Genomic DNA, 26,317 nt, shown 5'->3' on the forward strand with positions numbered 1-26,317 from the left:
GCCCTCCGCAGGATCTCCCGCTCGGTTTCGAGCTTCCGGATCTGAGCCTTGAGCTGCCTGTTCTCTTCCTCCAACACGGACTCGGACGATACCTCGCCGGCCGGTCGTGACGGCCCCTTGGCTCCGCGCTCGGCCGCGGGAGCGCCGGTGCGTTTGCGTTCGGCGCGCACCCAGTTGCGCAGCGTCTCGCGGCTGATTCCCAGATCCCGGCCGATGCCCTCGAACGTGTGGCTCGGATCGGACAGGTACAGCGCGACGGCATCGGCCTTGAACTCCGCCGAGTACGCCTTCATCGCCATCAGTGACATCTCTTCCTCTGGGTCTTCACGACCCAGTGTCCAGGATGTCCTCACTCAAGGGGGAAGCCCCCTTCAGGATCGTGGGAACACAGGCGCGAGGTGAGATGGCCGCTCGGGCGGCCCTGGAACTGTCGGCGCCCCGACATCGGAGGTCCCACCGAGGACCCGCCCCGCGACACCCTCGCCTTGGCGGAGATCGAGCAGTGGTCGCCCGACACCCGAAGGATCGACGAACGGGACTTCAGGTCTTGGCCGTGGCCAATGGGTAGGTCAGGTCGGCCCAAGGTTGGAAACCTCTGTGTGCTCGGCGGGCGTGAAGGTTCGAAGGACCGCGCGCGTGGCCCGTACTCGTTCGAGCGCACAGTCTTGTTCGGCGTTCATCGACGTCGCGGCAACTGCTCCTGTGCGTTTCCGACGGCCGACATGAGGTCGCGTCCCAGGCGTTGGTAGGTGCGCAGCCACACTGCGTCGACCGGTTCGTCGTGGAGGTGCGCCATCAGCGTTTCGCTGTTGTTGCCGGAGTCCAGCCATCGGCGCATCTCGGTGGTCCGGTCCTGCACGGCGTGCAGCAACTGCTCCGGAACGGTCGAGTTCGTCATCGGGTGCCGTCCTCCCTTGCTGTTCACCTCAACGTTTTTCGTTGCTCATTGTGGTGCGTTGGCTGTCATGCGTTCCATCGTCGGTGGCCGCCACCGTCAGGCGTATTCGAGTGAGTCGGCCTCGTCGAGCGAGTCCCAGGCGATCTCGTAGCGCTTGCGGGTCATGTCGTCGGCGTCGGTGAGGAGCGCCTCGAACAGCGACCGGGGGTCGGCGTGCCATGACCTGGCCAGGGCCTCGGTCTCCCGCGGGGAGAAGAGGCCGGACCGGGCGGTGGCGGAAATCCAGTCGTCGAAGTCGCGCTCTCGGATCCGTTCGACTGCGTCGAGGTCGACCTTCCCGTCGTCGAGGTCGAACGAGAACATTGCCGCGACAACGTCTCGGGGCGACTGGCTGGCGATATCGGCGGCGACCCGGCCCGTGATGATGGGGTTGCGGTCCAGCTGTTCTGTGGTCATGGCGACCGCACCTCCTCGAGTGGGCGAGGGTTCCGACTCACTCTGTGTGTCGATTCGTGGGGGAAGCCTTAGGTGGCGTGTTTCTCAGCAGGGTAAGGCATCTCCGCATCGCTAGCTGTGGCGTGCGTCACATTACTGGGCGGTAGTGATCGAACCCGCAGGATGGCCTCGTCGGATGCGCCAATGGTTGCACTGTTGGAGTATTCCCGGATGGCATGCGACCCAGCGTCACTGGACGGTTGACCTAATAGCGTTTGCGCTCAATGTATTCCACACTGTCACCGGAGCCGACCCGGTTCCGGGGTGCTCGGGTAGTGGTGTCGGCACGAATGTTCGGGCCGCGGAGGTAGGGCAGGGAGCGGCAGGATGCGGGCACATCGACAGATGAGGTGGGCGGCCGCGGCAGTGGGCGTCGGGCTGGCCGCAGGGATTCTTTGGGCACCGGTCGCGGCGGCGGAGGAGGTTCCGGATCTACCCGGGGCGAGCTCGGTGTGGCAGGTACCGGACCGCGTCGGTCCCGCCCAGAGCGCGCATCCCGATGCCGCCCGGTATGCGCGGCAGCACCCGGGATCGGTTCCGCCTGGAGTCAACGATTTCACCTGCACCCCGACCGCCGTGCATCCGAGGCCGGTGGTGTTGGTGCATGGCACGGACTCGAATGCGTACTCGGACTGGGCGGCGCTCGGTCCGCGACTGGCCGGGGCGGGGTATTGCGTGTTCGCGCTGAATTACGGGGGTGCGCCCGGGGGCGACAACTACGGGACCGAGGACATGACGGTCAGCGCCGGTCAGCTGGCGCAGTTCGTGGCCGAGGTCCGCGCCGCGACCGCGGCTGCCGAGGTCGATATCGTTGGCTACTCGCAAGGGGCGATGGTGGCCCGCTATTACGTCAACCGGCTCGGTGGTGCAGCCATGGTCGATCAGTGGGTTGGTCTCGCCTCACCGACCTACGGGGGCACCCTGTTCGGTCTCGTTCCGGTCCTCGAGCAGACTCCCGGCGGCATGCAGTGGGCGCGCAGGGTGCTTCCCCCGGAATTGGTGTCGCCCGCATTGGAGCAGCAGGCCCAGGGCTCGCCGTTCCTCGACGACCTCAACAGCGGGGGAGACACCGCCGGGGGAACCCGGTACACGACGATCGGTTCATGGGTCGACGAGGTCATTCAGCCGGCGACCAACATCGCGTTGCGCGACGGGTCGGCGACGAACCTGATGATTGGGGACCTGTGCCCGTCCAATCAGTCCGGGCATTTCCGGATGCCCTACGACGAGTACACCCTGCAACTGGTGATGAGTGTGCTCGATCCCGCACAGGCGGCGACACCGCCGCCGTGCACCGTGGTCCCGGCGGGCACCGGGGTACTGGAGATGATCCTCACCGAGAAGTTCTGATGGCTGCGGTGTCAGGGGCTGACGGGTCCGCGGCACCACGCCACCAGGGCGAGCGCGGCGGCGGCGGCGCGGCTGGTGAGTGCCGGCATGAAGCGGGATGCGGAACCTGCACTCCGGGCATTGGCTACTGGACGGTGGCTCGAGGTTGCCGGGGACCGCTGCGGTAACGGAGTGTGTGCCCGCGTGGATACAGTCACCGTGTCCTGACGAGGGGCGCAGAGGGAGCAGGACGTGGTGTGGCGAGGTGTGCGGGGGTTGATGGCGGCGGTTCTCGGTGTCCTTTTCCTTGCGATTGCAGTTCCGGTGCCGGCGAACGCGGAACCGCTGTATCCGTGGCCGGACCCGGACCCGTTCTACGTCGCTCCCACCGATCTCGGGGCCAAGCAGCCCGGCGATGTGGTGCGGACGCGGCGGATCGACACCTGGATGTACGCCAACTCCGATGGGTGGCAGATCGCGTTCCGGTCGACGAACTCGGCCGGCAACCCCATTCTGGCGGTCACGACGGTGCTCCTTCCCAGGGGTGTGGCGAATCCGCCGTTGGTGTCGTATCAGGCGATCGTCAACTCGTTGGGAACCAATTGCGCGCCGTCCCGGGCCCTGTTCAACCTGGAGATGCAGGAATCACCCGGGATGTATTTGGGTCTGCAGCGGGGGTGGGCGGTCTCGGTGCCCGATCACCTCGGCCCGACCGGTGCATACGGTGCGGCCAAGCTCGGCGGCATGATCACCTTGGACAGTGTCCGTGCGGTGCAGCGGGTAGCCGAACTGGGCCTGGCGAACAGTCCCGTCGCTTTGGCGGGCTACTCGGGTGGGGGAATGGCCAGCGCGTGGGCGGCGGCGCTCGCGCCGACCTATGCCCCGGAGCTGAAGCTGGCGGCGGTGGTGCAGGGCGGCGTGCCGGCGGATCTCGAACAGATGGCCGAGGGGCTGGGCTTCAACCCGCATCCGGGGTTCGGGCTGGCCTTCGCGGCGGCGATCGGCCTCGAGCGAGAGTACCCGGATCGGTTGCCGGTGTCCTCGCAGCTCAATGAGACCGGTCGGTGGTTGCGAGAATGGATGAGCAACGAGTGCCGACGGTTCCTGCTGTTCCATGGCGCTTTCCGCAACGCCGGGCAGTTGGCGGCGTCGACCAGTCTGATGGCGAGTTCGGCGGCGCGGCAGGTGTTGCGGGAGAACAGCCTCCGGTATTTCGAGGGGGTGCCGTCGGCGCCGATGTATATGTGGCACGGCACGCTCGATGGGCTCACTCCGTTCGATTCGGTGGCGGAGGTGGCGCGCCGGTACTGCACCGCGGGTGCGAAGCTGACGTTCGTGCCCTACGACATCTCCGAGCACATGACCACCGCGGTGGTGGGTTTTCCGGATGCGTACGAGTTCATCGCGGCACGTTTCCGGGGCGAGCCCGCCCCAACACGGTGCTAACCGCCGGCCCAGGCCGCGCCGAACTGAAAGGTGCATGACGCCCCGGTTCCCGGCTCGTCGCCTGCACAGTCAGCTCTGGGTGGCGTCAGGCGTCGTTGGCACGAATCTCGTTAGTAGCCGGGTGATTACGTGACTAGCACGGATTGGGTCCAGGAGGGAGCGTCGTGGACGACCGTCTCACCGCACGGGATCTTTCGGGGCAGGCTCGAGTTGTGCCGTGTTCGGCGCCTGAAGTATCGCGCACCGTGGGGTCCGTGTCGCTCGACAAAAGGGGTTTGAACTGCCGTTTCAGGCTTACCGTGGCGGTATGAGAGGTGAGGAGGCGCGCGTGGCCCGAGACTTCGCGGAGTGGTTGTCGTCTCAGGGCTGGACGGTGCGTACCGACGAGGATGTCGTCGACATCGTTGCCGAGAAGGACGGGCGCCGGCTCTACGTCGAGGTCAAGGGTGCGACCGCCGCGCCGGGGTTGGATGTCGATACCGCGATCGGGCAGCTGGTGAGGCGGATGCCGAGCGAGGCGGATCAGTCGGTGTCGTTTGCGTTGGTCGTGCGTGACGAGCCGCGTTCGGTGGAGGCTGCGGTGCGGGCACCTCAGCGGATTCTGGATCTGTTGGGGATGGCGCTGTATGCGGTCGATGAGGACGGTGGCGTGCGGCAGCTCTTCGGCCGCGTATGAGACTGTTCCCGGCACGGGCGGGGATGGACAGCAGGGTGGCCGGTAGCATCGCCACGCCCCGCGATGGTGGGGGTAGTGCGGTGATGGGGNNCCCCGCCCGCCCCACCGCGTTCATCGCCGGCCCCCAACAGGCCGGTGGAGGGGCGGGGTCAGGCCGCCCGGATCGAGTGTGTGCGCGGCAGTGACATGGCCGTGGCGGATTCCCGGTCGGTAGGTGGTGAATCTTTCGAACACGGTGCTGCAGACCGGTGACTGCCGCTGCGTGGTACCTACCCCAGGTATCGGGTGGGTGTTGTGCTCGGTGTCGGTGACCTGAGCCCGGATCAGGTGGCGTTGCGTTCGGCGGGTCCCACCGCGTCGAGCACGGCGGCACGCGTCGAGGCGTCGGGGGTGAGAGCTGATTCGACGGTTCCGGTATTGAGCAGTTGCCGCCACCTGGCCTCGTCGAATGGCGATGGGCGCGTAGCGGACAGGAACTTCTCGACGGTGTGAAGGAAGCGCAGGGGGTCGTCCCGGAAGGGGAAGTGACCGCCGCCCGGGAAGATCTCCAGTCGCGAACCCGGCATTGCCGCGTGCGCGGTGTGGGCGTGGCTGACGGGGATGACCGTATCCCGATCTCCCCAGATGAGTTGAACAGGAAGACTTGCCGTGAGATAGCAGCGGTCGAGCATGGTCACCGTCTGTCCGCGCCAGTCGACCACCGCACGCAGGGTGCGTAGGTAGGCCTCGTACGCGGAGGGGTCGGGCAGTTCGGTCAAGATACGCACCAGATCCGGTGTGTCGTGCAGCGTCGCACCGGGGTGCAGGGGAGTGCCGTGCAGCCGAGTCAACACCGTTCCCACCCACCGCACCGCGGGCACCGCACCCGGCAGGCGCAGCAACTTCAGTGCCTCATTGACGATCGGCGTCGCCGCGAGCCGCAGGAGTGGATGAACGTCGGTGGTGATACCGCCGGCGGAAACCAGAATGAGCCGATCCACCATCTGCGGGAACTGGTAGGCGAACTGCATCGCGATGCCGCCGCCGAGCGAATGTCCGATCACGGTGGCGTGGTCGATTCCCAGGGTCGAGAGTAGATCGCGCATGCCGTTGGCATAGGCGGCGACCGAATAGTCGGCACGGGGTTTGTCGGACCGTCCGTGGCCGAGTAGATCGGGTGCGATCACGGTGTAATTCTCGGCGAGATGCGGGATGATCTCGGTCCATGTCGACGAGTTGTCGCCGATGCCGTGCAACAGCAGCAGCGCGGGACCGTCACCGGCCATGCGGAAGGCGCGCCGGTACCCGTGGATGGTGCGGAACATCATCTGCGGCTCGGCGTCGGGCACCGGCCTGAGCCTGCGCATGCGACTGGGGTTCATCGCACCCTCCTCGACTGTCGCGTTCTACGTCGATTCTTCGCTTCACCCCGTCGACACACGTGACGACACGCCCCACCCGAGGGTGTCGACATCAGAAGGCCATTGCCTCCGCCCTATGCCCCGAAGTAGGCGCGAGAACGTTCGCTGGTTATTCGCGGTGGAGGCCGCGGCGTTACACGCGCTGCGGGACGGATAGCCGCGCTGCCCGGGCGTTCTCGTGGGCGACTATTGCTTCCTGCCGGCCCCGATCGGTTCCTCGCCCAGCGCGCAGACCTCACCGCTCCCGCCTGGCCGCACGCGCCGGGGTAACCGTGGACACCAAGAGGTCGAGTAAATGTTGGTCGCTGGTCTGCGCTGGAGACCCCTCCACAGCCGATCGGCATGTGTCGACGATGCTGCGTGGTCGAGGTTCTTCGACATAGTTTTCTCGCCATGGGTTTTCGACACATCCGACCTGGCGAATGTTCCGTTTAGCGCGCGTGTCGGGTAAGGATCGACATCTTCAGTCCGTCCCCAGCCGTCTTTCATGTAGACGACGGGGCGATCCAAGGGTGGATACTGCGTGGTGGACAGGTCACTTTCACCGAGATCCACGACGCAGACGCGGCGGCCGATGCCACTGCTACTTCCTGGTGTCAGAAGTGACAGGCCATCGGCAGATACGGATCAATCTGGCTAACAGCACTGTTCGCAGTGCGGGCCCAGCGCTGGCGAGTGGCTCGGGTCTGAGCAGCCCGGACAAGCCCCACACGACTCGCCGGCCTGGACCCGTGGTGGACACAATCCATGACGCAAAAGTCCAGGTCAGTGGTGCCACCGCCGCAGCGACTGAAGATAAGGGTCGATTCTCGACACCTACTCGATCCGATGTTCAATGCCCTCCCAAGACACCAGGGATGAAGGTGGATGTAGGGGCGGTCGTAGAAGGTCGGCAGCATCGGAGGTTACTGAGGTCGAACCGCGCCTAATCGGTGTCGTATGGTGGCCACCTGTTCGTCGGATCCGATGAGCTGTGCGATCGCATCTTGTTCGGCGTCGAAGGCGTCGGCCAGGGGTACACGACCGGCGATGTCAAGCAGTCGTTTTGCTTGACACAGCGCGGTACGGCTGTGGGGCGCGATTTCGTGCGCCAGTTCGAGTGCGGCTTCGAGCGGGTCGTCTGCGAGTCGGGTGGCAAGTTTCATCTCCGCCGCCGCAGTGCCGTCGAACTTTCGACCGGTGAAGGTCAGTTCCTTCGCCATGCCGTCTCCGATTGCCTTGGGAAGCAGTTGAGTACCAGCCATATCGGGGACCAGGCCCCATTGGATCTCCATGACGGACAGCTGAGTGTCTGGTGCCACTATGCGGATGTCCGCACCCAGCGCGATTTGAAGTCCGCCGCCGAAGGCCACACCGTGCACTGCTGCGACGACCGGAACTGGCACCATCGACCAGACGTGGACGGCCTTCTGCCCCAGTGCTCGGGCTGCGCCGAACCGGTCGCCGATCACGACGGCATCGGCTCCGTGTCCGCATTGCATCTGGGCGAACTGGGATAGATCCAACCCGGCGCTGAAGGCACGGCCAGCGCCGGATAGGACTACGACGCGTACGTCTGTTCTGTCGATGAGATGTGAGCCGGCTTGCACTAACGCCTCGAGCATGGCGCCGTCGAGTGCGTTGAGTTTGCGCGGGCGGTCGAGGACCACATGGGCAATTCCCTGTTGCACTGAACATCTCACGCGGTCGGCGAACGAGGCTTGCGTGTTCGCGGTCGTCATCGCACTCCTAGTCTGGACGGGTATGCCTTGGTGCGGTGGGCCGTATGTCGACGTCGTCGACGTCGCCGGGACGGGGGACTGAAAGGGACGTCACGTCCTCACCCGCAGAAATTGCGGGAGGATGACCGACGGTCACCGGTTGTTGCGGCCAGCCACGGCGGGTCGACTTTCGGACTGGCACCAGATCAGCCGGATGGTGTGTTGTGTATCAGGACGGATGCCGTTGACGGTGTGGACCCTTGACCGGCCCTATCCTTGCCGTGCTCGTGTGCCGCCCGAATCTGTGGGCCGTGTTCGTCGAGTAGTGGGGCGCGGGTAGTGGGAACGGCGGGGGTGCGGGAGAATTTCAGCGGTTGACCGGCCACGACGAATGACTGTGTACTGCCCGGGTGATCGAGTGTGAGGGCCATCTCGCGTGCTGCCACGTGGGGGTCTGCCATGATCTCGGCCGCGTCCCGCACTGCGCCGACAGGTACTTGACCGCCGAGGTGGGCGAGGATCTCCTCCTTGGATCGACTCCGAGCCCACCCGGCCAGCGCGTCGTAGACAGCTCCGCGACTGGCGACTCTCAGGTCGTTGGTGGCGAATGCGGGGTCGGCGGCGAGATCAGGGCGATCGATGAGTTCGCACAGCCGGCGCCAGCGGTTGTCGTTGGGTGCTGCGATCGCGATCCAGCCGTCGTTCGCGGGCAGGATGTCGAATGGGCTGAGCAGTGGGTGCTTGTTTCCCTCTGGTTTGGGCACGGCACCGGTGTAGGAGTGCTGGTAGACGATCCGCTCGCACAATGACATGACAGCGTCGTACATCGCGATGTCGACGAACTGTCCCGTGCCGCTTCCCCGCGCTTCGTAGAGCGCCGAGGTGATGCCGACTGCCAGCATCGTGCCGGGGAAAATGTCGGCGACTCCCGGTCCGACCTTGATGGGAGTGCCATCCTCGGTGCCCGTGATGCCCAGGATCCCCGCCATCGCCTGAATGACGACGTCGAAGGCTGGCCACGACTGATACGGGCTTTCCCCGGAACGTGGATCACCGAAGCCGCGGAGAGCGGCGTAGACCAGTCGCGGGTTCTCCGCGGCCAGGGACTCGTAGGACAGTCCAAGCCGTTCCATGACGCCGGGGGTGAAATTCTCGACAAGAACGTCGGCATCGGCGGCGAGGGTGCGCAGTGTCGCGGCGCCGTCCGCAGTCTTGAGGTCCAACACCACGCTGCGCTTGCCACGGTTCACGCTCTGGAAGTACCCGCCGAACGACCGTGTGCTGTCGTCGGCGGGGTACGGTCCCGCCTTGCGCGAGAGGTCTCCCGAGGGAGACTCGACCTTCAGTACGTCGGCTCCCAGATCGGCGAGCAGCATGGTGCAATACGGTCCTGCCAGGGCGTGTGTCAGATCGACAACACGCACCCCGTCGAGCGGCCCGGTCATTGTGCGGCCACCTGCTTCAGTAGCGGCATGAAGTACTGCTTGAATGCCTCCGGATTCTCCGACATCGGGAAGTGGCCTACCCCGGGCATCGTGGCGAAGGTGGCGCCGTCGATCTCCGCTACCAGGGCCTGACCGGCCGCGGGGTAAGCGGACCAGTCGTATTCGCCGTTCAGGATGTGAACCGCGGTCTTGCTGGTGTCGATCGTCTTCGCGGTTTCGGTCAGGTCATGCTCGACGAGGTAGTAGTGGAGGTCGCCCTTGAATACCGGCGGTGCGCCTTGGCTGTAGACCCACACGGTCTCGCGTTTGAATGCCTCGGGGCTTTGCGGTGCGCACAGGGTGTACATCAGTGCGGGTTTGGTGTCGTTCGAAATGCGGGGGTGGTAGAGCCAGGGCAGGATGCGTTCGACGCCGTGGCTTTCCATCGCCGCTTCGATTCCGATCACGGCCCGGTAGACCCCGGGGTGGTGCAGTGCGAGATCGGGAGCCAGATGCCCGCCCATCGAACATCCCGCGAAGATCGGTCGGTCGAGTCCGAGGGCATCGAGCAGTGCGAGGTGGAACGCGATGAAGAAGTTCTGGGTCAGTGAGTACTCTTCGGTCCACCACTGCTGTGATTCCGGCGGCAGTGACCGGCCGTGGAAGGGCACGTCGGGGGCGATCAGTCGATAGGTTGAGGTGAAGTCGGGGTCTTCGAGCAGGTGGCGCCACTGACGACTGTCGCAGCCGGCGGTGTGTTGCAGGATGACGGGCACTCCGGTGCCTGCTTCTTCGTAGTAGACCCGGTATTCCACGCCCTCGATGTCGAGGTAGACGTAGCGTCCGGTGATGTCGGCGGTGCGGGCGCTCATGCTGTCACCTCGTCGTTTGCAACGGTGCGGAACAGATCGCCGAGGCGCCTGATGGCTGGGTAGTAGGCCATGATCATCTCCATGTTTCCCTCGATGCGGAACCCGTGGTGCAGCATCGCGGGGTAGAAGTCCTGGTAGAAGGCGGTTGGTGTCGCGGCGAGCAGCGCGCTCCACTGCTCGTGCGAGCCGGCCAGCTGGATGTCGTACGAGTCGAAAGGTGTGACGACGGGGTCGATCTCGGCTACCTTTCCGCCTCTCAGCACCAGCCGGAAGGACTGGGTCTCACCGATGACGACGCGGATGGTGGTGTCGAGGTGGCGCGCCTGCAGGGTGAACTCGGGGTCTCCGTCCAGTACGGCGCGCAATCGTGCGAGATCGAGCGGCAGTGTCGGGTCCATGGGATGTCCTTTCATCGAGATAGCGAGGTCAGGGTTGACGCAGCAGATGCTGGGCGATGATGGTTCGCTGAATCTCCGAGGTGCCTTCGAAGATCTGGGTCAGTCGGGCATCGCGCCAGTGCCGTTCGACGGCGTACTCGGTGGTGTAACCGTTGCCGCCCAAGACCTGTAGGGCGGAGCTGGCTACTTTCTCGGCGATTTCGCTGGCAAACAGTTTTGCCATCGAACATTCCTGCTGACAGTCCTGTCCGGCATCGAATCGGGCCGCGGCGTCGAGGTAGAACGCGCGGGCCGCGGCGACCTGGGTGGCCATGTCGGCGAGCCGGAACTTGATTCCTTGGAACGAGGAGATCGGTTTGCCGAACTGAACGCGATCTTGCGAGTAGGCGAGCGCGTCTTCGAGGGCACCGCGGGCGGCACCGACTGCCCGGGCGGCGGTGTGCAGCCGACCCCAATTGATCAGGTTCGCGAACAACGCGAACCCGGTGCCGGTTTCCCCGTTCGGTCCGACCTGCATATGGGTAGCCGGAACCTCGAGGTCACGGATCTCGAGGGCCCACGAGGTGATGCCGTGATAGCCGATTTTCGGGATCGGGGTGCCGGTGATCCCGGGCGGGAACTCACCTCGCGGTTTCTCCACCAGGAAGACGTCGAGTCCTTCACGGCGGCCCGGGGCGGTCCGAGCAAGGATCAGGATGGCGTCGGCCGCCTCGGCCCAGCCGCACCAGCGCTTGTGTCCGTTGAGTATGTAGGTGTCACCGCGGCGTTCGGCCCGGCAGGACACCGCGGCGACGTCAGAGCCGGCTTCGGGTTCGCTAAACGCGCCCGCGGAAATGAATTTGCCGGCCGCTTGTCGACGGAGGATGTCCGCTCGCCAGGCGGGGTCGGCGACGGCGGAACCCGTCCCGTTGGCGCGGGCGATGATGCTGGCCGCGCTCATCCAGCCGCGCGACAGTTCTTCGGTGACCAGGCAGTACTCGGTCATGCCCAAACCCAGGCCACCGTACTCGCGATCGATCATGATGCCGAAGTAGCCGAGCTCAGCCATACGGTCGACGATCGACCACGGAATGTCCGCATGTTGCGGGTCCAACTTGTTTGCGACCGGCAACAATTCGGTCGCGGTGAAGTCTCTCGCCTCGTCGCGCAGTTTTTCCTGTGCGGGCGTCAGGATTGTCATAGTTCCACCGTCACGGTCTTGACTTGGGTGTAATGGTGCAGCGCCTCAGCGCCCTTTTCGCGGCCGTAACCGCTCTGTTTGTAGCCACCGAATGGAGTCTCGATGGCGGCGGCGAGCCAGGTGTTCACGTACACCTGTCCGGCCTCGAGCCGGTCCGCCATCCGCAGCGCACGGGAAATGTCCGAGGTCCAGACACCGCTGGCGAGCCCGAAGTCGCTGTCATTTGCGATCTGGACGGCCTCGTCCTCGGTATCGAAGGGGATCACCGCCAGCACGGGACCGAAGATCTCCTCACGGGCGATCCGCATGGAGTTGTCGACGCCGGTGTAGATCGTGGGCGGCACGAAGAAGCCGGCGCCCCGTCGGGTAGCGGAGAACGGCTCGCCGCCGAGCGCGGCCGTGGCACCGTCGTCGCGGGCGATCTTGAAATACTCCAGCACCTTGTCGTACTGGGCGCCGGTGGTGAGCGGTCCGAGCCGGCCACTCGAGGTCAGGGTCTGGCATGCGTCGACGAGACGGTCGACGAACTGGTCGTGGACGGCGCGTTCGACCAGGAGCCGCGTGCCGGCCGAACAGATCTGGCCGGTGTTGAGCGAGAAGGCGTTCAGTGCCCCGGTCACCGCCCGGTCCATGTCCGCGTCACCGAAGACGATGTTCGCGGACTTGCCACCGAGTTCGAGCGTGAGCGGGATGATCCGATCGGCAGCGACGTGGCCGATGTCGCGGCCGGCGCGCACCGACCCGGTGAATACGAGCCTTCGCACGCCTGAGTTCTCCACCAGCGCGCGGCCCGCGGTCCCGTCGCCGGTGACGACGTTGAGGACTCCGTCCGGCATGCCTGCTTCGGTGGCCAGTTCGGCCAGTCTCAGGGAGGTGGTGGAGGTGAACTCGGAGGGTTTGAGTACCACGACGTTGCCCGCTGCCAGAGCCGGTGCGACGGCACGAGATGCCTGGTTGAGCGGAGCGTTCCACGGCGTGATCACGCCCACGATGCCGAACGGCTCGCGGCGGGTGAAGCAGTGATGCCCCGGGCCGAGATCGATCGTCTCGCCGTGGAGTGCATTCACCAGTCCGCCGTAGAACTCGAAATAGCCGGCCGCACCGGCAATCTCCATCGGAGCTTGCCAGGCGGGTTTGCCGGTCTCGGTGCTCTCGAGTGCGGCGAGTTCGTCGGCGTGGGATTGGATCATCGCCGCGAGCCGCATCAGCACCCGGCCGCGTTCGATCGGCTTCTGCCGGCGCCACGCGTCGGCCGCAGCGGACGCCGCGTGGACGGCGTCCGCGACGTCCTCGGCGGTGCCCAGTGCGATGTCCGCTGCCGGGCTGGCGTCGGCCGGGCTGCGGGTGGTCAGTCGCTTGCCGCCGTGGCTGGGCGTGCTCTGGCCGTTGATCCAGTGGTCAAACCTGATGATCATGTCTGTGGTCTCTTCTCGAACGGTTTGGGTGCTCCCGGTTCACGGTCTGGTGTCAGCGGACGAGGTCACGGCCGATGATTTCCTTCATGATCTCGTTCGTGCCGCCGTAGATGGGTTGGATGCGAGCGTCCGCGTAGGCCCGAGCGACGGGGTACTCGAGCATGTAGCCGTAGCCGCCGTGCAATTGCAGGCATCGGTCGACGACGCGCTGTTGGAGGTCGGAGAGCCACCACTTGGCCTTGGCCGCGTCGACGGCGGAGAGCTCACCGTCATTGAGAAGCGCGATCGATCGATCCAAATAGGTCCATGCCACGTCCAGCTCGGTTCCGATCTCTGCGAGGACGAAGCGGGTGTTCTGGAAACCGTCGATACGCGTGCCGAACGCCTTGCGATCGCGCGCGTAGTTCTTGGTCCAATCGAACGCCGACTGGGCGCTGGCGAGGGAAGTGGCAGCAATGGACAGCCGCTCTCGGGGAAGCCTTTCCATGAGGTGGCCGAATCCTCCCCCGACGGTGCCGAGGACGTCCGCGTCGGTCAGCACGACGCCGTCGAAGAACAATTCGGCGGTGTCGTTGCCGCGTAAGCCCAGCTTCTCGAGCTTGCGACCCCGACGGAACCCCGTGGTCGTGGTGTCGACGAGAAACAAGGTGAACCCGCGTGCCCCCGCATCGGCGTCGGTGCGGGCGAACACCACGACCACGTCGGCGAGGATGCCGTTGGTGATGAAGGTCTTCTGCCCCTCCAGAATCCAGCCGTCGGCGGTTCGTCGGGCGGTGGTACGCACTCTCTGAAGGTCACTGCCCGCACCGGGCTCGGTCATGGCGAGCGCCCCGATCGCAGTTCCGGCGCACATCGCCGGTATCCATCGCGACTGTTGGTCGGTGGTTCCGAGATCGATCAGATACGGCAGGACGAGATCGTCCTGCACGGAGAGCCCCGCGTTGAAGGAGGCCGAGTCGGCCGCGCAGAGCTCCTCGATGACCACCATCCGGTACCGGTAGTCGGCGACCCCACCGCCGCCGTGTTCGGAGGGGGCGCCGATCCCGAGCAGTCCCAGCGATCCGGCCATCGACCACACCGACCGGTCCACCAGTCCGGCCTGCTCCCAGCGTTCCCGGTGGGGGGCGACCTCACGGGTTACGAACTCCCGCACGGTCTCTCGGAAGAGATCGTGATCAGTGTCGTACAGGGTGCGCTTCATGACGAGCTCAGGCTCCCGGTTCGAAGCGGGTGGTCCGGGCCATGCCGAAAACTCGGCCGCGTTCGGCGGTGGGCACCGCCAGCTTGCGGCTCGCCTCGTCGATCATCTCGTCGCCGAGCATCACGGCGCCGCGGCCGCCGCCGGCCTCGGAGGTGTAGTGCGCGTAGGCCTCGAGGATCAGTTCGGCCTTGTCGTAGTCCTCCTGAGTGGGCGCGAAGACCTTGTTGGCCGTGTCGAGTTGGCCCGGGTGCAGCACCCACTTGCCGTCGAAACCGTAGGCGGCGGCGCGTTCCGACGCGGCCCGGTAGCCGTCGGTGTCACGGATCAGTGCATACGGGCCGTCGATGGCCTGCAGGCCGTGCTTGCGGGCGGTCATGGCGATCGTCATCAGGACGGTGTCGAACGGGTCGAATCCGGACGAACCGGGTGCCCCGATCGTCAGTGCGGGCATCTTCATGGCGGCCATGAAGTCGCCTGGGCCGAAGATGAGGGTTTCCGTGCGGGCTGTGGCGGTCGCGATTTCCTCGATTTCGCTCAGCCCGGCGGGGCCTTCGATCTGCGCTTCGATGCCGATCCCCCCTTCGGGCAGGCCCTGTTCGCGCTCGACCTGGGTGAGCAGAATGTCGAGCCAATGGATGTGTGCGACCTTCTCCACCTTGGGGAGCATGATGCAGTCCAGGTTGGCCCCGGCGCCGCGGACGATCTCGAGGACGTCTTCGTGTGCCCAGACGGTGTCGGCGTCGTTGACGCGCACCACGCGGGTCTTTCCGGTCCAGTCGCCGTGGTTGAGGGCCTCGACGATGGTGGCGCGGGCCGCGGGCTTGGCGATGGGGGCCACCGAGTCCTCGAGATCGAGGAAGATCTGGTCGGCCGGCAGGCCCTGGGCCTTCTTGATCATCTTGTCGCTGCTGCCCGGGACGGCCATGCACGAGCGACGCGGACGGAAGGGGCGGTTGTTCAGCATTGTCAGTCAGCTTTCTGTCGAGATGAGGGAGGAAGAGGATGCGGTGGGTGCCGCGGGTTGTTCTGCGGTTCGGCGGCGGACCTGGACTCTGCGGGTGGTCTGGCAGACGATCTCGCCTCGCTGGTTGACACCGAGGTGCCGGAACGTCACGACGGCGTCACCACCGTCGAGGGGGTCGTTGGCAAGCACCTCGGTCGCGGCCCCCACGGTGTCACCATGCTTCACAGGAACCGGGAATCGGATGTCGTCCAGACCGAGTTCGCGCACCGCCTGCCCTGTTGTGTCCTGGGTGGCGAGACCGACTGTCAAAGAGAGGGTGAGACCGCCGAAGTTGATCCGCTCGCCGAAGGCGGTGCCGGCCATTGCTTGCTCGCTGAAATGGCCGGGCGCGCTGTTCATCACCAGCAGGGTGAGCCCGTTGAGGTCGAGGTCGGTGATCGTGCGTGAGCGGGCGTGCCGGAACCGTGCTCCGACCGTGAAGTCCTCGGCATAGCCGTCCGGCACCGCCAGAAGCTCGGCGGAACTCGTGCGCCGGCGCACGAGGTTGGTGCGGTGAAACTCGATCACGGCCTTTCCCGCGGTGTCACGGCCCACGGTGTGCCAGGTGACGATGCCGGCGTAGGGGCGCGTTTCGGATGCGCGTGCCTCGACGACCGTGCTCGAGGCGTAGACGGTCTCGCCCGGATAGACGTCGCGGAGGTACGTGACATCCGTTGCGCCGAGGAACGGTCCGCCGAGCTCGCTGAGGTCCTCCACGCTGAGACCGAAGACCACCGAGAACACCAGCAAAGGGTTGATCACCTCGTCGGGGTGCCCCGCCGCCTTTGCGGCTGCCCGATTGAAGTGCACAGGGTTGAACGCGAGTGTCTGGGTGCTGAAGGTCACGTTGTCACTGGCGTGGATCGTCCGACCCCAGTGGTGATCGAAGACTCGCCCGACGACGTGGTCCTCGAAGAAGGTGCCGCGAGGGATCAGTGGCCAATTCACCGGATCCGTTGTCATGCGAAAAATCTCCTAAGCGTTTCATCTAGTGACATGTCGTGACACTGAGTGGCACGCATTGAGTGTGTATCGCCGGTCACATCGTTGTCAAGGGGCGCGTGAACCAGGTATTTCCCGATTCAGGGAGTGTTCGATGCCGCCGGGCATACCATCTGTGCCATAGAATGAACCGCTGTGCGAAGCTTCCTCACATTCCATGATTGGACGTAGCCCCTGATGACCAGCACGCGATCCGAGGTGGACCCGGTAGTCGACCAGCCGCAGGCGGCAACCGGACCGGCGGGCACGCAGACCCTTATCCGCGGTCTGCGCGTCGTGGAGGCCGTAGCCGCTCAAGGCCAGCCGATCGGAGTCGGCGACCTCTCCCGCCAACTCGACCTGCCGAAGTCGACGGTGCAACGGCTACTGCGCACTTTGCAGCAGGAGGGATGGGCGGAGACCTCGGACGAGCCGATCACCCGGTGGCAACTGAGTCCGCGGCTGCTCGCCCTGGCCCGCCGGAATGCGCCGGCGCAGAGCCTTCGTGACGTGGCGCTTCCCTATCTGACGGAGCTGGGAGAGCGCACCGGGGAAACCATCCATTTCTCCCTGCCAGATGGTGACAGCCAGTTGGTCCTCATCGAGCGAGTCGACTCGATTCATCCGGTCCGAACGTTCAACCAGATCGGGGCAGGAGTCGCATTCCACACCAGTGCGAGCGGGAAAGCGTGGTTGGCGATGCTGCCCGACGACGAGCTCGAGGCGATGCTCGCGCGACCGCTGGCCAAGCCCACTGCCAACAGCATCGTCGATCCAAAGCAGCTCCTCCACCAGATCCTCGAAGCGCGAGAACGCGGGTACGCAGTCAACATCTCCGAGAACCGTGCCCACGTGTGCGCGATCGGTGCCGCAGTTCCCGGCCCTTCCGGCCGGCCCGTCGCGGCAGTGGCGATCAGCATGCCCGACATTCGGTTCATGCCCGCCCGAGTGCCGGAATGGGGAAGCTGGGTACGGCAGACTGCGCAGTCAATCGGCGATGCGCTCGCCGATTGACCGCGCGAGTGGTCACTGAATGGATCGACCACCGTCGACGTCGAGGCACACACCGGTGAGGAATCCGGCCTGATCCGACGCGAGGAAAGCGATGGCTGAGGCGACATCGTCCGGCGTTGCGATGCGGTCCATCGGAATGTTCGCGGTCAACCCGGTACGAGCCTGGTCGTCGAGTTCGTCGATCCCGAGCGCGTTTTTGATGAAGCCGGTCTGCGCGACGACCGGATTGACTGCGTTCACCCGGATCTGCGGACCTACCTCGGTAGCCAGACTGCGGGTGAGCGTGATGACCGCTCCCTTGGTCGCGTTGTAGATCGACAGCCCTGGTCGGGGTCGCTTGCCGGCGATGGAGGCGACGTTGATGATGACGCCGCCTCCGGCCCGGGTCAGAGCCGGGATGGCGTACTTGCTGCCCAGGAACACACTGCGCACGTTGACGGAGAGCTGGAAATCCACATCCGCAACATCCATGTCCACCAGGGGCATGTTCCGGTGCGGCAGTCCGGCATTGTTGACCATGACGTGCAGGGCGCCGAAACGTTCTTCGGTGACGGCGACGAGGTCACGCATGGTATCGGGATCGGTGACGTCGGTGGTCACCGCAATCGCGGACGGCAGTTGGTCCGCCACCTCTTTGGCCCTGACGCCGTCGATGTCGGACACCACGACGTTTGCGCCGCCGGCAGCGAAGGTCCGTGCAGTTGCAGAACCGAATCCGCCGGCACCGCCGGTGACGATGACGGTGCGGTTGTCGAAAGAAATTTCCATGTCGTACTCCTGATTCTCGGTGGGGCTCGGAACGTGGCGCGAAGAGCCGATCACTCCAGGCGGAGAAGGCTTGTCACGGTGGAGACATTGCTGCCGTCGGGCAGCTCCTCGATTGCCCCTATCAACGCGGTGCATCGTTCGGACCCGACCACGGGGCCGACAAGCTCGTGGAATTTCTCGCGCACGATCGCACGCCGCTCACGCGCTGTGAGAGGTAAGGCCGAGTCAGCCGAGGCATGCAGTGCCGTCCCTCCCTCGAGCACGACGCGGACATGGGTTTGCTGAGGCCGTAGTGCCGCATTGAACCGGATCCGGACGCGTTCGGCCGCCGATCTCAGGTCGGGGTCGAGGACGGCCGCGTGGGTGAAATCTACGACCTGGCACGAACCCCGAACGAGGGCCAGTGCTGCGGTGAACGCCAGGCTGAATTTGCCCTCCAACGGTGTCGTGGCCGCCGGGATCGCGCAGACAGTTCGCAACAGCTCCGGCACTGTCAGCTCGATCTCGCGCACGCGCCTGGGGTCGAGACCCTCGCGCAAAGTCAGCAGCGCATCGATCGCTGCGTGGGTACCGAAGCATGCAGCGTGCCTCTTGACCAAAACCTCACGTAGGTACCATCTCTCGGCAAACGGAACGATCACCGATTCAACAGCGGCCGCGTGACCGTGAGTTGCCGCGAATCCACCAGGCCCGAAGAGTGCATCACCCGGAGCTGTGACATCGGCCGCGGCCAACTGGGCCGAAAACAGTCCCGCCTCAGACGCCCGCCCCACCTGCATCGCTTTACCCATCGAGCCGAACACCGCGCGTAAGCCTGCAGCTTGCGTCGCTGCGAGACCCCAGGCGCGTTGAATGCCGGCCGGCCCGAGACCGAGCAGGTGCGCGACACCGGTTGCGGCTCCGAAGACTCCCACCGTGGCGGTGGGATGGAATCCCGCCTCGTAGTGCCGGGGCGCAAGCGCGGCACCGATGCGGGCTTGGGCTTCGAACCCGGCGATGTACGCGGCGAGCAGTCGACCGCCGTCGACACTGCTCGGATGCGCTGACGCCTCGACTTGCGCCCACACGGCGGGAAGAAGTGGCGCAGACGGGTGGAGCCCGCCCACAGGCAACCAGTCATCGAAGTCCAGAACATGAGCCGCGATGCCGTTGACCAGCGCTGCTGAGCGTGGCCCCACACGGGCCCCGTAGCCCAGTCGCGTGCAACGACCAGAATCGTTGGCGACCTCAGCCACCAGCTTCACGACTTCATCGCACGAGCCACCGATAGCAACAGCCAACGTGTCGATGATGCAATCCACCGCGATCTCGACGACGTCCGCCGGAACAGCCGCAAGTCGAAGCGCCGCCGCTTCCGATGCAATGTCGGCTTCACCAGCGCCCGCAGTTTCCGTCATCAAATGGTCCCTTCGAAGGATCGTGCCGTCAAACAGCATGGTGGTTCATTCAGTGGTGTCAATCCTTCATCAACGCGATCACGATCGCGGGAAGTTCCGGCCCTGCCGCCCTTGACAATCGACTTCCGGCAAGCTGTGATGGGCATCACGACACTCTATGGCACGACGTTTTATCAGATGATACAAGCTCCGGAGGAATGAATGGAAGTCATTGATGCAACGGACGGCGGGGCGCAGTTCAGCGCCCGGCTCAACCGCATCCCTGTGATGACGAGGTCTCACAAACGCTGGCTTGCCGTCCTGGCGGCGTTGTTACTGGTCGACATGGCCGACCTGAACACCTTCGCGTTCGCCGCACCGGCCATCCGGGCGGACTGGGGTCTCTCGGTGAGCGACGTCGGCACGATCACGGCAGCGTCATTTCTCGGTATGTTCGCCGGCTCCATCGTGGGTGGGCGTCTTGCCGACCGCTTCGGCCGCAAGCGCATCATCATCGGCGCCACCGTCTCCTTCTCGACCTTTTCGCTCCTGTCCGCATTCGCGGTCGGCGTCGCAGATCTGGCCGTGTATCGAGTTCTGACCGGTGTCGGACTTCAAGCCATGACGGTGGTCGTCCTGACCTACGTCTCGGAGATGTTCCCGAAACTGCATCGTGGACGTGCGCAGACGTGGATCGTTGCATTCAGCCTGCTCGGTGTCCCCGCCATGGCCTGGCTCGCACGCTGGATCGTGCCAATCGGACCCTCGGCGTGGCGCTGGATCTTCGTTCTCGGCACGTCCGGACTGCTCCTCATCGCGGTCACCGCACGCTGGCTTCCGGAATCGGTTCGCTGGTTGCAGGAAAATGGTCATTCTGAACGCGCTGAGGAAATCGTCGCGCGGATCGAGAGTGAGGCACGGGAAATCACACGTGCCGAACTGCCGCCGATCCTGCCGCAGCCAGTCGTTGCGGCAGGCCGACCCGGCGATCTGTTCCGGGGCGGGTACTCCAAGAGGACCATCGTGCTGTGTTTGACCATGGCACTCGCACTGTCCGGGTTCTACGGCTACAACTCCTGGGTCCCGACGCTCCTCACCGAGCATGGGTTCACCACCACCCAGAGCCTGACCTATTCCTCCGTGATGTCCCTCGCGACTGTGCCCGGCGCCCTGCTCGCCCTGTTGTTCATCGACCGCGTCGAACGACGAACTGCCGTACTCGTGCTGTATTCGATGGTCGGGATGCTCATGCTGGTCTTCGGTTTCACCGACAGCGACACGGTGATGGTAGCCAGCGGGCTCCTGATCACGCTGCTGCTTCAAGCCTCCGTGCCCTGCGTCTACACGTATCTGCCTGAGATCTTCCCTACCAGCCTCCGCGGGTTCGGCGCCGGCGTCGGCAACGGTGTCGGACGCCTTGCAGTATTCGCCACGACGTTCCTCGTTGCAGCGCTCCTGGCGCAGTTGGGATTCACGGCGGTATTCCTCTACCTCGCAGGTGTGGTCGTGCTTGCAGGTCTCATCATGGGCAAATTCGGCGAACGCACCCGGGGCCGCAGCCTCGAGGAAATCACCATGACTGCCGACGAGGGCAAACATCAGCAAAGGATCCCGAACACGCAGCCAAGCGCTTCGGGCTCTTGACGTTGACGACATCGTAGGCAGTCGGCAGCGTTGACGCGGCACCTGAATCAGACCTCTTGAACAGAGCACGATTGTGCCACCCGGCGAAACACGAGAGGACGCGTCGACGTTCCCGCGGGTGGCCGTGACGGCATGGCGTTGTAGCGCTATAACGCCATGCCGTCATCGATTGCTTTGGCCAACAATCCTGCGCCCTTCGATCACCTGCCGCACTGACACCGTCTCGAAGGCGGCGACCCGGCCGCCGGTTGCGCCGATTCCCTTAGGAAGAGCTCGCGGTGAGCACCGGCTTGGGGAACGCGAGATTGCTCTGGCGAGTCGGTCCCATCGACCGGGGGCCGGCAACCTCGGGAGACACCGGCGACCGTCGGCCGAAACAGACCAAACTGTGTTGATGCGTCATGTAACGAGGAGTGCGGGTGAATCGCTGTTCACCTCGTGGTGCAACATGACGGGAAACGCTCAAGTCGATAATGGTGGTGAGGAACGTTATGGATCCCGTAGTCACACAGTCCGAACTCCGCGGTGCCGGTGTCACGCTCGCTGCCGACCGGTGGGATCCACCCTCACCGGGTGCCAGCGGATCAGGCGTCGACAGGAAAGGCTTGGTGCTGTTGCTGCACGGCGGCGGGCAGACCCGCCATTCCTGGCGGAACACCGGCCGCAGCCTCGCGGCGGACGGCTGGTCCGCGATCGCCGTGGACGCGCGCGGGCATGGGGACAGCGAGTGGGCACCGAACGGGGACTACGGCATCGATGCGTTGGTCGCCGACCTGACCTCGATCATCGCCCAGCTGGGGGAGCAGCCGGTACTCGTCGGTGCCTCGATGGGCGGTATGACGTCGTTGATCGGGCAAGGGGAGAACCCCGACCTCGCTCGCGGTCTGGTCTTGGTCGATATCGCGCCGAAGGTCGAAACGAGCGGTACCGCGGAGATCATGGCGTTCATGCGCAGTGGGCTCGAGGGTTTCGCGAGTCTCGACGAGGCTGCTGCGGCGGTCGCGGCGTATACCCCGAACCGGGTTCGCAAGCCCAACCCGGACGGGTTGCGTAAGAACCTTCGCCTGCGTGATGGTCGCTGGTTCTGGCATTGGGATCCGGCGTTCCTCCGCCAGGGCGACGAACCGACTCGTCAGGCCGATTCGATCGTGCGCTACGAACGCGCCCGGGCCGCCGCCGCGGCGGTCACCGTTCCCACGATGCTCGTGCGGGGCAAGCAATCCCATGTGGTCAGCGAAGAAGGCGCCAAGGAGCTGCTCGAGCTGATCCCGACCGCCACACTGATCGACGTCGCCGGGGCCGGTCATATGGTCGCCGGCGACGACAACGATGTCTTCAGTGGCGGGTTGAAGGGTTTTCTCGACGACGACGTTGTCGAATCGCATTACTGAAGGTGCGAGACCCTCGAACTCAACCGGCCTTGGTTCAGCCCGGATCTGCATCCGTGCCGGTTGCATCGGCGAACCGGATCCGCTGCGGAATTGGTCGCTGTCCGACCGAATGCCTCAGGCCCCTTCCTCTCGTGCCGTGTGCCAAGTGCTCGACGTCAGCGCGAAGCCCTCGCGCGCCCTCTCGGTGATAGAGGATCGAGATAGTGTGTGAGGTATAGGCATTCAATAATCTCACTGAGCCGGTCGGCCCGCAGTTCTGATCACCGCCCGCTCAGGGCAGGATGAGAACGTGGGCGACCGAACCACAGCGGACCTCGAGCGTGAACTCGACATGCTCGCCTATGTGCGCGACTGCCTCCGCGCTTCGGAGGACAGGGCTGTCGGAATCCCGACCATCGCGGTCGACCAGGTTCTCGATGAGCTCAACAGTCTCGTGCGATCGCCGGGGGATCCGACATGATTCCGCCCGTGCAGCGCCCCGAGGTCTTGGCCCTGGTGGGATCACCTGTGAGGGGGCAGTGGTGACAGGGTGGTGCGGGTCAAATCCGGATGTTGACCGGAACTGCCCCGGCTACGTGCGCGGTTCACAGCTGCGCCAGCATGGGGAACAGGGCGATTGCGGAGACGGTAATCCCCGCGGCGCCGGCAACGATGCCCAGTAGGGCACGCTTGGATGCCGCCTCGTCGTCGGCCACCGTGGACCGCAGACGTGGCGACGGCTCCGCAGACCACCGCGGCCACGCCCAAGAGGAAGCCGAGTCCGACCACCCAGAACGACGCCACGGACAGCGCCCGATCGACAGGGCGGGCAACCGGGAACCATGCCGCTTCCGGTTCTCGCTGCCGATGCCGTCGGTGGAGGAACACATGCGGTTGTCGGCGCGGGGGCTGTGGGGGACGGCGGCGGTCATGATCCTCCTTCGTCAGAGGATTGCGGGGTCGGGGTCGACGTCCCGGTGACCGACTCGGCGGCCGGGCGGTTGATGTGGGCGCATCGATGGGTGACGGACCAGAAAGCGTCGAGGTCCACCGGGTCGGTGAGGGCGGCGATGGGGTGGACGGTGTCGGGCTGGGGTGGGTACCCTGTAGTGGGATGATTCAGTTTGAATCTATCGAGGAGGTGCTTGTCGTGGACACCATCGACCACAAGGCTGTCGCCGCACTCGATGCTGCGGCCGCCCGGCGCAGGGTCGCCGACCTCGACGTCCTGCGGGCGGTGGCCGAGGCGAACGCCGCCAACATCACCCAACGGGTCATCCATGAGCACATCGGAATCTCACAACCTACGATCCATCGCATGCTGCGCACCGTGCTGGAGAACCCGGCCCTCCTCGACCGAACACCGACCGAGGTCATCGACCGCCGCACCGCCGGCCAGATCAGCGACGACGAGATGATGCAGGTCCTGCTGGACTGGAACTTCACCTTCGGCCATGTCCCGGTCAGCGGTGACATCTCGGCGGATGCGTACGAGCCCGGTAGCTGGGACGAGATCGAACTCGCCTACTACCGAGGCCTGCTGACCGACGACGAGATCGGCCAGCTGATGACACGAAACAAGGACGCCCTCGAGCAGGCGGCACGGTCTGCATGAACTCCCCGGATCCGCTGCGCGGCAAGGTCGCCGCGAAGCTCACCGCCATGTCCGCACCCGGTGGCCCGCTGCACACGAAGTCCGAGCGATCCGGTGCTTGCTTCGTTCGTGCCGCCGCGGGCGATGGTGGTGACGGTGTCGTTGGAGCCGGTGACGTAGGCCTTATCTAGTGGTGTGTGTCCGTGGCCTCCCACGCCACAGGCTCCGATCCTGACCGGCGATCAGCCGGCGCGGCTTGCTTCGGGTGACGCCGTCCGACGCCGGGTCCTCCCACATCGACCCTCGGCATAACTCAGAGGGTGGGGCGAGAAATCCAAGACTGGTCAGGCAGTTCGCGAACTGCGGTCATTTCGACGGGCGCGGGTAGAGGTTTGAGTTGCCGCCGCTTCGCGACGCCGGATCTGCGCCAGCACGAGGGTGGGGATCAGGGTGAGGGCGACGATGATGGTGCCGACGGCTGCTGGGCCGTCGAGGCCGAGTGGCGAGGTCAGCGCGGCGCCCGCAATCGGTGTGCTGACGGCGGTGCCGACATTGAATGCGGAGACGCTCAGCGCGGAGCCGAGTGTTGCCGCGGTTCCGGCGAATCGGACGGCGAGGTGGATCAGCACGCTGTTGGCGCTCAGGCCGAACAACCCCAGCAGGACGACCGCGGCGATCATCGCCCAGGACGATTCGGACAGCAGGAAGATGGCGAGCATCAGCACTGTGGTGATGGCGGGAGTGACGATGGTGACGGCGTGCGGGCGGGTGTCACCGAGGCGTCCGCCGATGAGGGTTCCGATGAAAGAGCCGAAACCGAACCCTGTGAGTACAAGCGGCACCATGGATGCGGGCACGCCGGCTCGGTCTGTCAGCAGCGGCGCGATGAACGAATAGACCGCGAGCACTCCGCCGCTCGTGGTGGCGCAGGCGAGGAGGACGAGCCTCAGTCGGGCGGAGCGAAGACCGGCGAGCTGGGAGCCGATGGACGACGGAGTGTGGTCGGGAGCGTCGGCCGGCACCCGTCGGATGACGAGAACGGTCACGAGGGTGGCGGCGAATGCCAATGCCCAGAAGGTACCCCGCCAGCCGACTAGCTGAGCGAGGTAGGCGCCGAGCGGAACACCGAGCACGGTGGCCAGCGAGCCGCCGGCGCCGACGATGCCGACCGCGCGGGAGCCCAGCGAGGGCCCGGCGGCACGGGTGGCGACTACGGCGGCCACCGCCCAGAAGGCACCTGTCGCCAGGGCGGTGATGAAGCGGGCGAGCATGATTTGTGTGAAGTCGGCACCGATCGCCACGAAGATGTGGCCGGCGACGAAGATGACGAGCGCGAGGATCAGCGTCAGCCGCGTGGACAGGCGCAACGTCAGCATCGTCATCACCGGTGCGCCGACGACCATCCCGATCGCGAAGACGGTGATCAGCGAACCCGCCTGGGCGAGTGAGATCTGCAGGTCCGCAGCGACGTCGGGGAGGATACCGGCGACCACGAACTCCGTGGTGAGCATGAGGAACGTTCCCAGCGCCAGGATGTAGACGACGAGTGGGAGACGGGGGGAGGCGGTCGCCTCGGTTTCGGTGCCGGACCGGTGGTGGGTGGTCAGAACGGTGTGGTCCTGCATAGAAAACTCGTGGTTCCTCTTGGTAGTGCGGGTATCGGTGAGCGTGGGGCGGCATCGTTCGTGGCCGGGCGCGGCCCCGGCCACACAAACGATCGGCTGCGACCAGCGCCGGGGCCCGCCCGAGCGCGCGAGCGCGGCGATCGCCTGTGTGATCGGAGTCTTGCCCGTCGGTCACTTCGACGATGGGGCGGCTGAGGTCCGGGTTGGGTTGTGCAGGAACTCGCCGATGAACCCGGCCAGGGTTCTCGTCTCGGATATTTCTCTCGCGCAATGCGAGCCCTGCGGAGATCGGCCCGTCGCCGGCGCCGTCCAGCAGGTGGTGGCCGGGGCGAACGATGATCGGAGTCCCGGTCGGTGCAGTGGGATAGTTTTCCGCGCCTTCCTTCACGCGGATGTAGTGCTCGACGCCGTCACCGAAACCCGTGTCGCGCTGGGCATTCGGGCGTTCCTGGTGGGGTCAGTTCAGGGTGGTGGTGTCGATGACGAACCGGTATCGGACGTCGGAGGC

The 26,317-nt window shown here is 65.4% G+C and carries 26 protein-coding genes; 9 read left to right on the forward strand and 17 right to left on the reverse strand.

The annotated features are described in order from the left end of the window. The 3 genes from AZG88_RS21450 to AZG88_RS21460 all read right to left on the reverse strand — a co-directional run. Positions 1-299, reverse strand: a 299-nt coding sequence (locus AZG88_RS21450; RefSeq protein ID WP_061698934.1) for an IS3 family transposase, incomplete at its 3' end; no start/stop codon positions are given. A gap of 377 nt (positions 300-676) precedes the next feature. Further along, the gene (locus tag AZG88_RS21455; protein ID WP_442971734.1) at positions 677-898 is read right to left on the reverse strand and encodes a hypothetical protein; all 222 of its coding nucleotides are present in this window, start codon (positions 896-898) and stop codon (positions 677-679) included. 96 nt (positions 899-994) lie between these two features. Then, the gene (locus AZG88_RS21460; protein ID WP_061698895.1) at positions 995-1,354 is read right to left on the reverse strand and encodes a hypothetical protein; all 360 of its coding nucleotides are present in this window, start codon (positions 1,352-1,354) and stop codon (positions 995-997) included. A gap of 366 nt (positions 1,355-1,720) precedes the next feature. Between AZG88_RS21460 and AZG88_RS21465 the strand changes: the two genes are divergently transcribed. The 3 genes from AZG88_RS21465 to AZG88_RS21475 all read left to right on the forward strand — a co-directional run bounded on the left by AZG88_RS21465 (position 1,721) and on the right by AZG88_RS21475 (position 4,844). Beyond that, positions 1,721-2,743, forward strand: a complete 1,023-nt coding sequence (locus tag AZG88_RS21465) for an esterase/lipase family protein (protein ID WP_061698897.1) — start codon at positions 1,721-1,723, stop codon at positions 2,741-2,743. Between the two features lie 258 nt (positions 2,744-3,001). Next, a complete protein-coding gene (locus tag AZG88_RS21470) occupies positions 3,002-4,168 on the forward strand; it encodes a lipase family protein (RefSeq protein WP_061698899.1) in 1,167 nt (388 codons plus the stop codon). A 328-nt stretch (positions 4,169-4,496) separates the two neighbouring features. Beyond that, entirely contained in the window at positions 4,497-4,844 is a 348-nt protein-coding gene (locus AZG88_RS21475) for a hypothetical protein (RefSeq protein ID WP_061698902.1), read from the forward strand. A 323-nt stretch (positions 4,845-5,167) separates the two neighbouring features. Here AZG88_RS21475 and AZG88_RS21480 read toward each other — a convergent pair whose 3' ends face one another. The 10 genes from AZG88_RS21480 to AZG88_RS49250 all read right to left on the reverse strand — a co-directional run bounded on the left by AZG88_RS21480 (position 5,168) and on the right by AZG88_RS49250 (position 16,400). After that, the gene (locus AZG88_RS21480; protein WP_061698904.1) at positions 5,168-6,205 is read right to left on the reverse strand and encodes an alpha/beta fold hydrolase; all 1,038 of its coding nucleotides are present in this window, start codon (positions 6,203-6,205) and stop codon (positions 5,168-5,170) included. Positions 6,206-7,149: 944 nt separating this feature from the next. Beyond that, the gene (locus AZG88_RS21485) at positions 7,150-7,965 is read right to left on the reverse strand and encodes a crotonase/enoyl-CoA hydratase family protein (protein ID WP_061698906.1); all 816 of its coding nucleotides are present in this window, start codon (positions 7,963-7,965) and stop codon (positions 7,150-7,152) included. Between the two features lie 185 nt (positions 7,966-8,150). Beyond that, on the reverse strand, positions 8,151-9,389 hold the full coding sequence (locus AZG88_RS21490) for a CaiB/BaiF CoA transferase family protein (protein WP_061698908.1): 1,239 nt from the start codon (positions 9,387-9,389) through the stop codon (positions 8,151-8,153). Further along, positions 9,386-10,240 (reverse strand): alpha/beta fold hydrolase, encoded by an 855-nt coding sequence (locus AZG88_RS21495; RefSeq protein ID WP_061698909.1) that lies wholly within the window; start codon positions 10,238-10,240, stop codon positions 9,386-9,388. The genes AZG88_RS21490 and AZG88_RS21495 overlap by 4 nt, the downstream gene beginning before the upstream one ends. Continuing rightward, positions 10,237-10,638, reverse strand: coding sequence for a hypothetical protein (locus tag AZG88_RS21500; RefSeq protein ID WP_061698911.1), 402 nt, complete (start codon positions 10,636-10,638; stop codon positions 10,237-10,239). The genes AZG88_RS21495 and AZG88_RS21500 overlap by 4 nt, the downstream gene beginning before the upstream one ends. 28 nt (positions 10,639-10,666) lie before the next feature. Then, positions 10,667-11,818, reverse strand: a complete 1,152-nt coding sequence (locus AZG88_RS21505) for an acyl-CoA dehydrogenase family protein (protein WP_061698913.1) — start codon at positions 11,816-11,818, stop codon at positions 10,667-10,669. After that, on the reverse strand, positions 11,815-13,233 hold the full coding sequence (locus AZG88_RS21510; RefSeq protein ID WP_061698915.1) for an aldehyde dehydrogenase family protein: 1,419 nt from the start codon (positions 13,231-13,233) through the stop codon (positions 11,815-11,817). Before AZG88_RS21510 ends, AZG88_RS21505 begins: the two co-directional genes overlap by 4 nt. A gap of 52 nt (positions 13,234-13,285) precedes the next feature. Further along, positions 13,286-14,434 carry an acyl-CoA dehydrogenase family protein gene (locus tag AZG88_RS21515; protein WP_061698917.1) on the reverse strand — a complete coding sequence of 383 codons (1,149 nt, stop codon included), beginning with the start codon at positions 14,432-14,434 and terminating at the stop codon, positions 13,286-13,288. Positions 14,435-14,441: 7 nt separating this feature from the next. Next, the gene (locus AZG88_RS21520) at positions 14,442-15,398 is read right to left on the reverse strand and encodes an HpcH/HpaI aldolase/citrate lyase family protein (RefSeq protein ID WP_061041287.1); all 957 of its coding nucleotides are present in this window, start codon (positions 15,396-15,398) and stop codon (positions 14,442-14,444) included. 6 nt (positions 15,399-15,404) lie between these two features. Further along, a complete protein-coding gene (locus tag AZG88_RS49250) occupies positions 15,405-16,400 on the reverse strand; it encodes a MaoC family dehydratase (RefSeq protein ID WP_063886856.1) in 996 nt (331 codons plus the stop codon). A gap of 216 nt (positions 16,401-16,616) precedes the next feature. Between AZG88_RS49250 and AZG88_RS21530 the strand changes: the two genes are divergently transcribed. Beyond that, the gene (locus tag AZG88_RS21530) at positions 16,617-17,432 is read left to right on the forward strand and encodes an IclR family transcriptional regulator (protein WP_061041286.1); all 816 of its coding nucleotides are present in this window, start codon (positions 16,617-16,619) and stop codon (positions 17,430-17,432) included. Between the two features lie 12 nt (positions 17,433-17,444). On the opposite strand, the gene AZG88_RS21535 is transcribed toward AZG88_RS21530, so the two are convergent. Together AZG88_RS21535 and AZG88_RS21540 are read right to left on the reverse strand one after the other, a co-directional pair. Continuing rightward, on the reverse strand, positions 17,445-18,200 hold the full coding sequence (locus AZG88_RS21535) for an SDR family oxidoreductase (RefSeq protein WP_063886857.1): 756 nt from the start codon (positions 18,198-18,200) through the stop codon (positions 17,445-17,447). A gap of 50 nt (positions 18,201-18,250) precedes the next feature. Then, complete coding sequence (locus AZG88_RS21540) at positions 18,251-19,597, reverse strand: MmgE/PrpD family protein (protein ID WP_197487888.1); 1,347 nt, start codon at positions 19,595-19,597, stop codon at positions 18,251-18,253. 201 nt (positions 19,598-19,798) lie between these two features. On the opposite strand from AZG88_RS21540, the gene AZG88_RS21545 reads away from it, so the two are divergent. From AZG88_RS21545 to AZG88_RS52720, 3 genes are all read left to right on the forward strand, one after another. Beyond that, on the forward strand, positions 19,799-21,220 hold the full coding sequence (locus AZG88_RS21545; protein ID WP_061698924.1) for an MFS transporter: 1,422 nt from the start codon (positions 19,799-19,801) through the stop codon (positions 21,218-21,220). Positions 21,221-21,711: 491 nt separating this feature from the next. Then, positions 21,712-22,611: an alpha/beta fold hydrolase gene (locus tag AZG88_RS21550; protein ID WP_061698927.1), complete on the forward strand. Its 900-nt coding sequence runs from the start codon at positions 21,712-21,714 to the stop codon at positions 22,609-22,611. A gap of 289 nt (positions 22,612-22,900) precedes the next feature. Further along, positions 22,901-23,071: a hypothetical protein gene (locus AZG88_RS52720; RefSeq protein WP_197487889.1), complete on the forward strand. Its 171-nt coding sequence runs from the start codon at positions 22,901-22,903 to the stop codon at positions 23,069-23,071. A gap of 124 nt (positions 23,072-23,195) precedes the next feature. Here AZG88_RS52720 and AZG88_RS53880 read toward each other — a convergent pair whose 3' ends face one another. Beyond that, on the reverse strand, positions 23,196-23,522 hold the full coding sequence (locus AZG88_RS53880; protein WP_231914120.1) for a hypothetical protein: 327 nt from the start codon (positions 23,520-23,522) through the stop codon (positions 23,196-23,198). 218 nt (positions 23,523-23,740) lie between these two features. On the opposite strand from AZG88_RS53880, the gene AZG88_RS53885 reads away from it, so the two are divergent. Beyond that, positions 23,741-24,205: a helix-turn-helix domain-containing protein gene (locus tag AZG88_RS53885; RefSeq protein WP_231914121.1), complete on the forward strand. Its 465-nt coding sequence runs from the start codon at positions 23,741-23,743 to the stop codon at positions 24,203-24,205. 323 nt (positions 24,206-24,528) lie between these two features. Here the strand turns inward: AZG88_RS53885 and AZG88_RS21570 are convergent, their stop codons facing one another. Beyond that, positions 24,529-25,809, reverse strand: coding sequence for an MFS transporter (locus tag AZG88_RS21570; RefSeq protein ID WP_061698931.1), 1,281 nt, complete (start codon positions 25,807-25,809; stop codon positions 24,529-24,531). Positions 25,810-26,035: 226 nt separating this feature from the next. Here AZG88_RS21570 and AZG88_RS53890 point away from each other — a divergent pair. Continuing rightward, a partial coding sequence (locus AZG88_RS53890; RefSeq protein ID WP_231914122.1) for a hypothetical protein occupies positions 26,036-26,317 on the forward strand: 282 nt, incomplete at its 3' end.

Origin of the sequence: Rhodococcus sp. LB1 (assembly GCF_001583455.1) — a bacterium.
GTDB classification, from domain to species: Bacteria; Actinomycetota; Actinomycetes; order Mycobacteriales; family Mycobacteriaceae; genus Rhodococcus_F; species Rhodococcus_F opacus.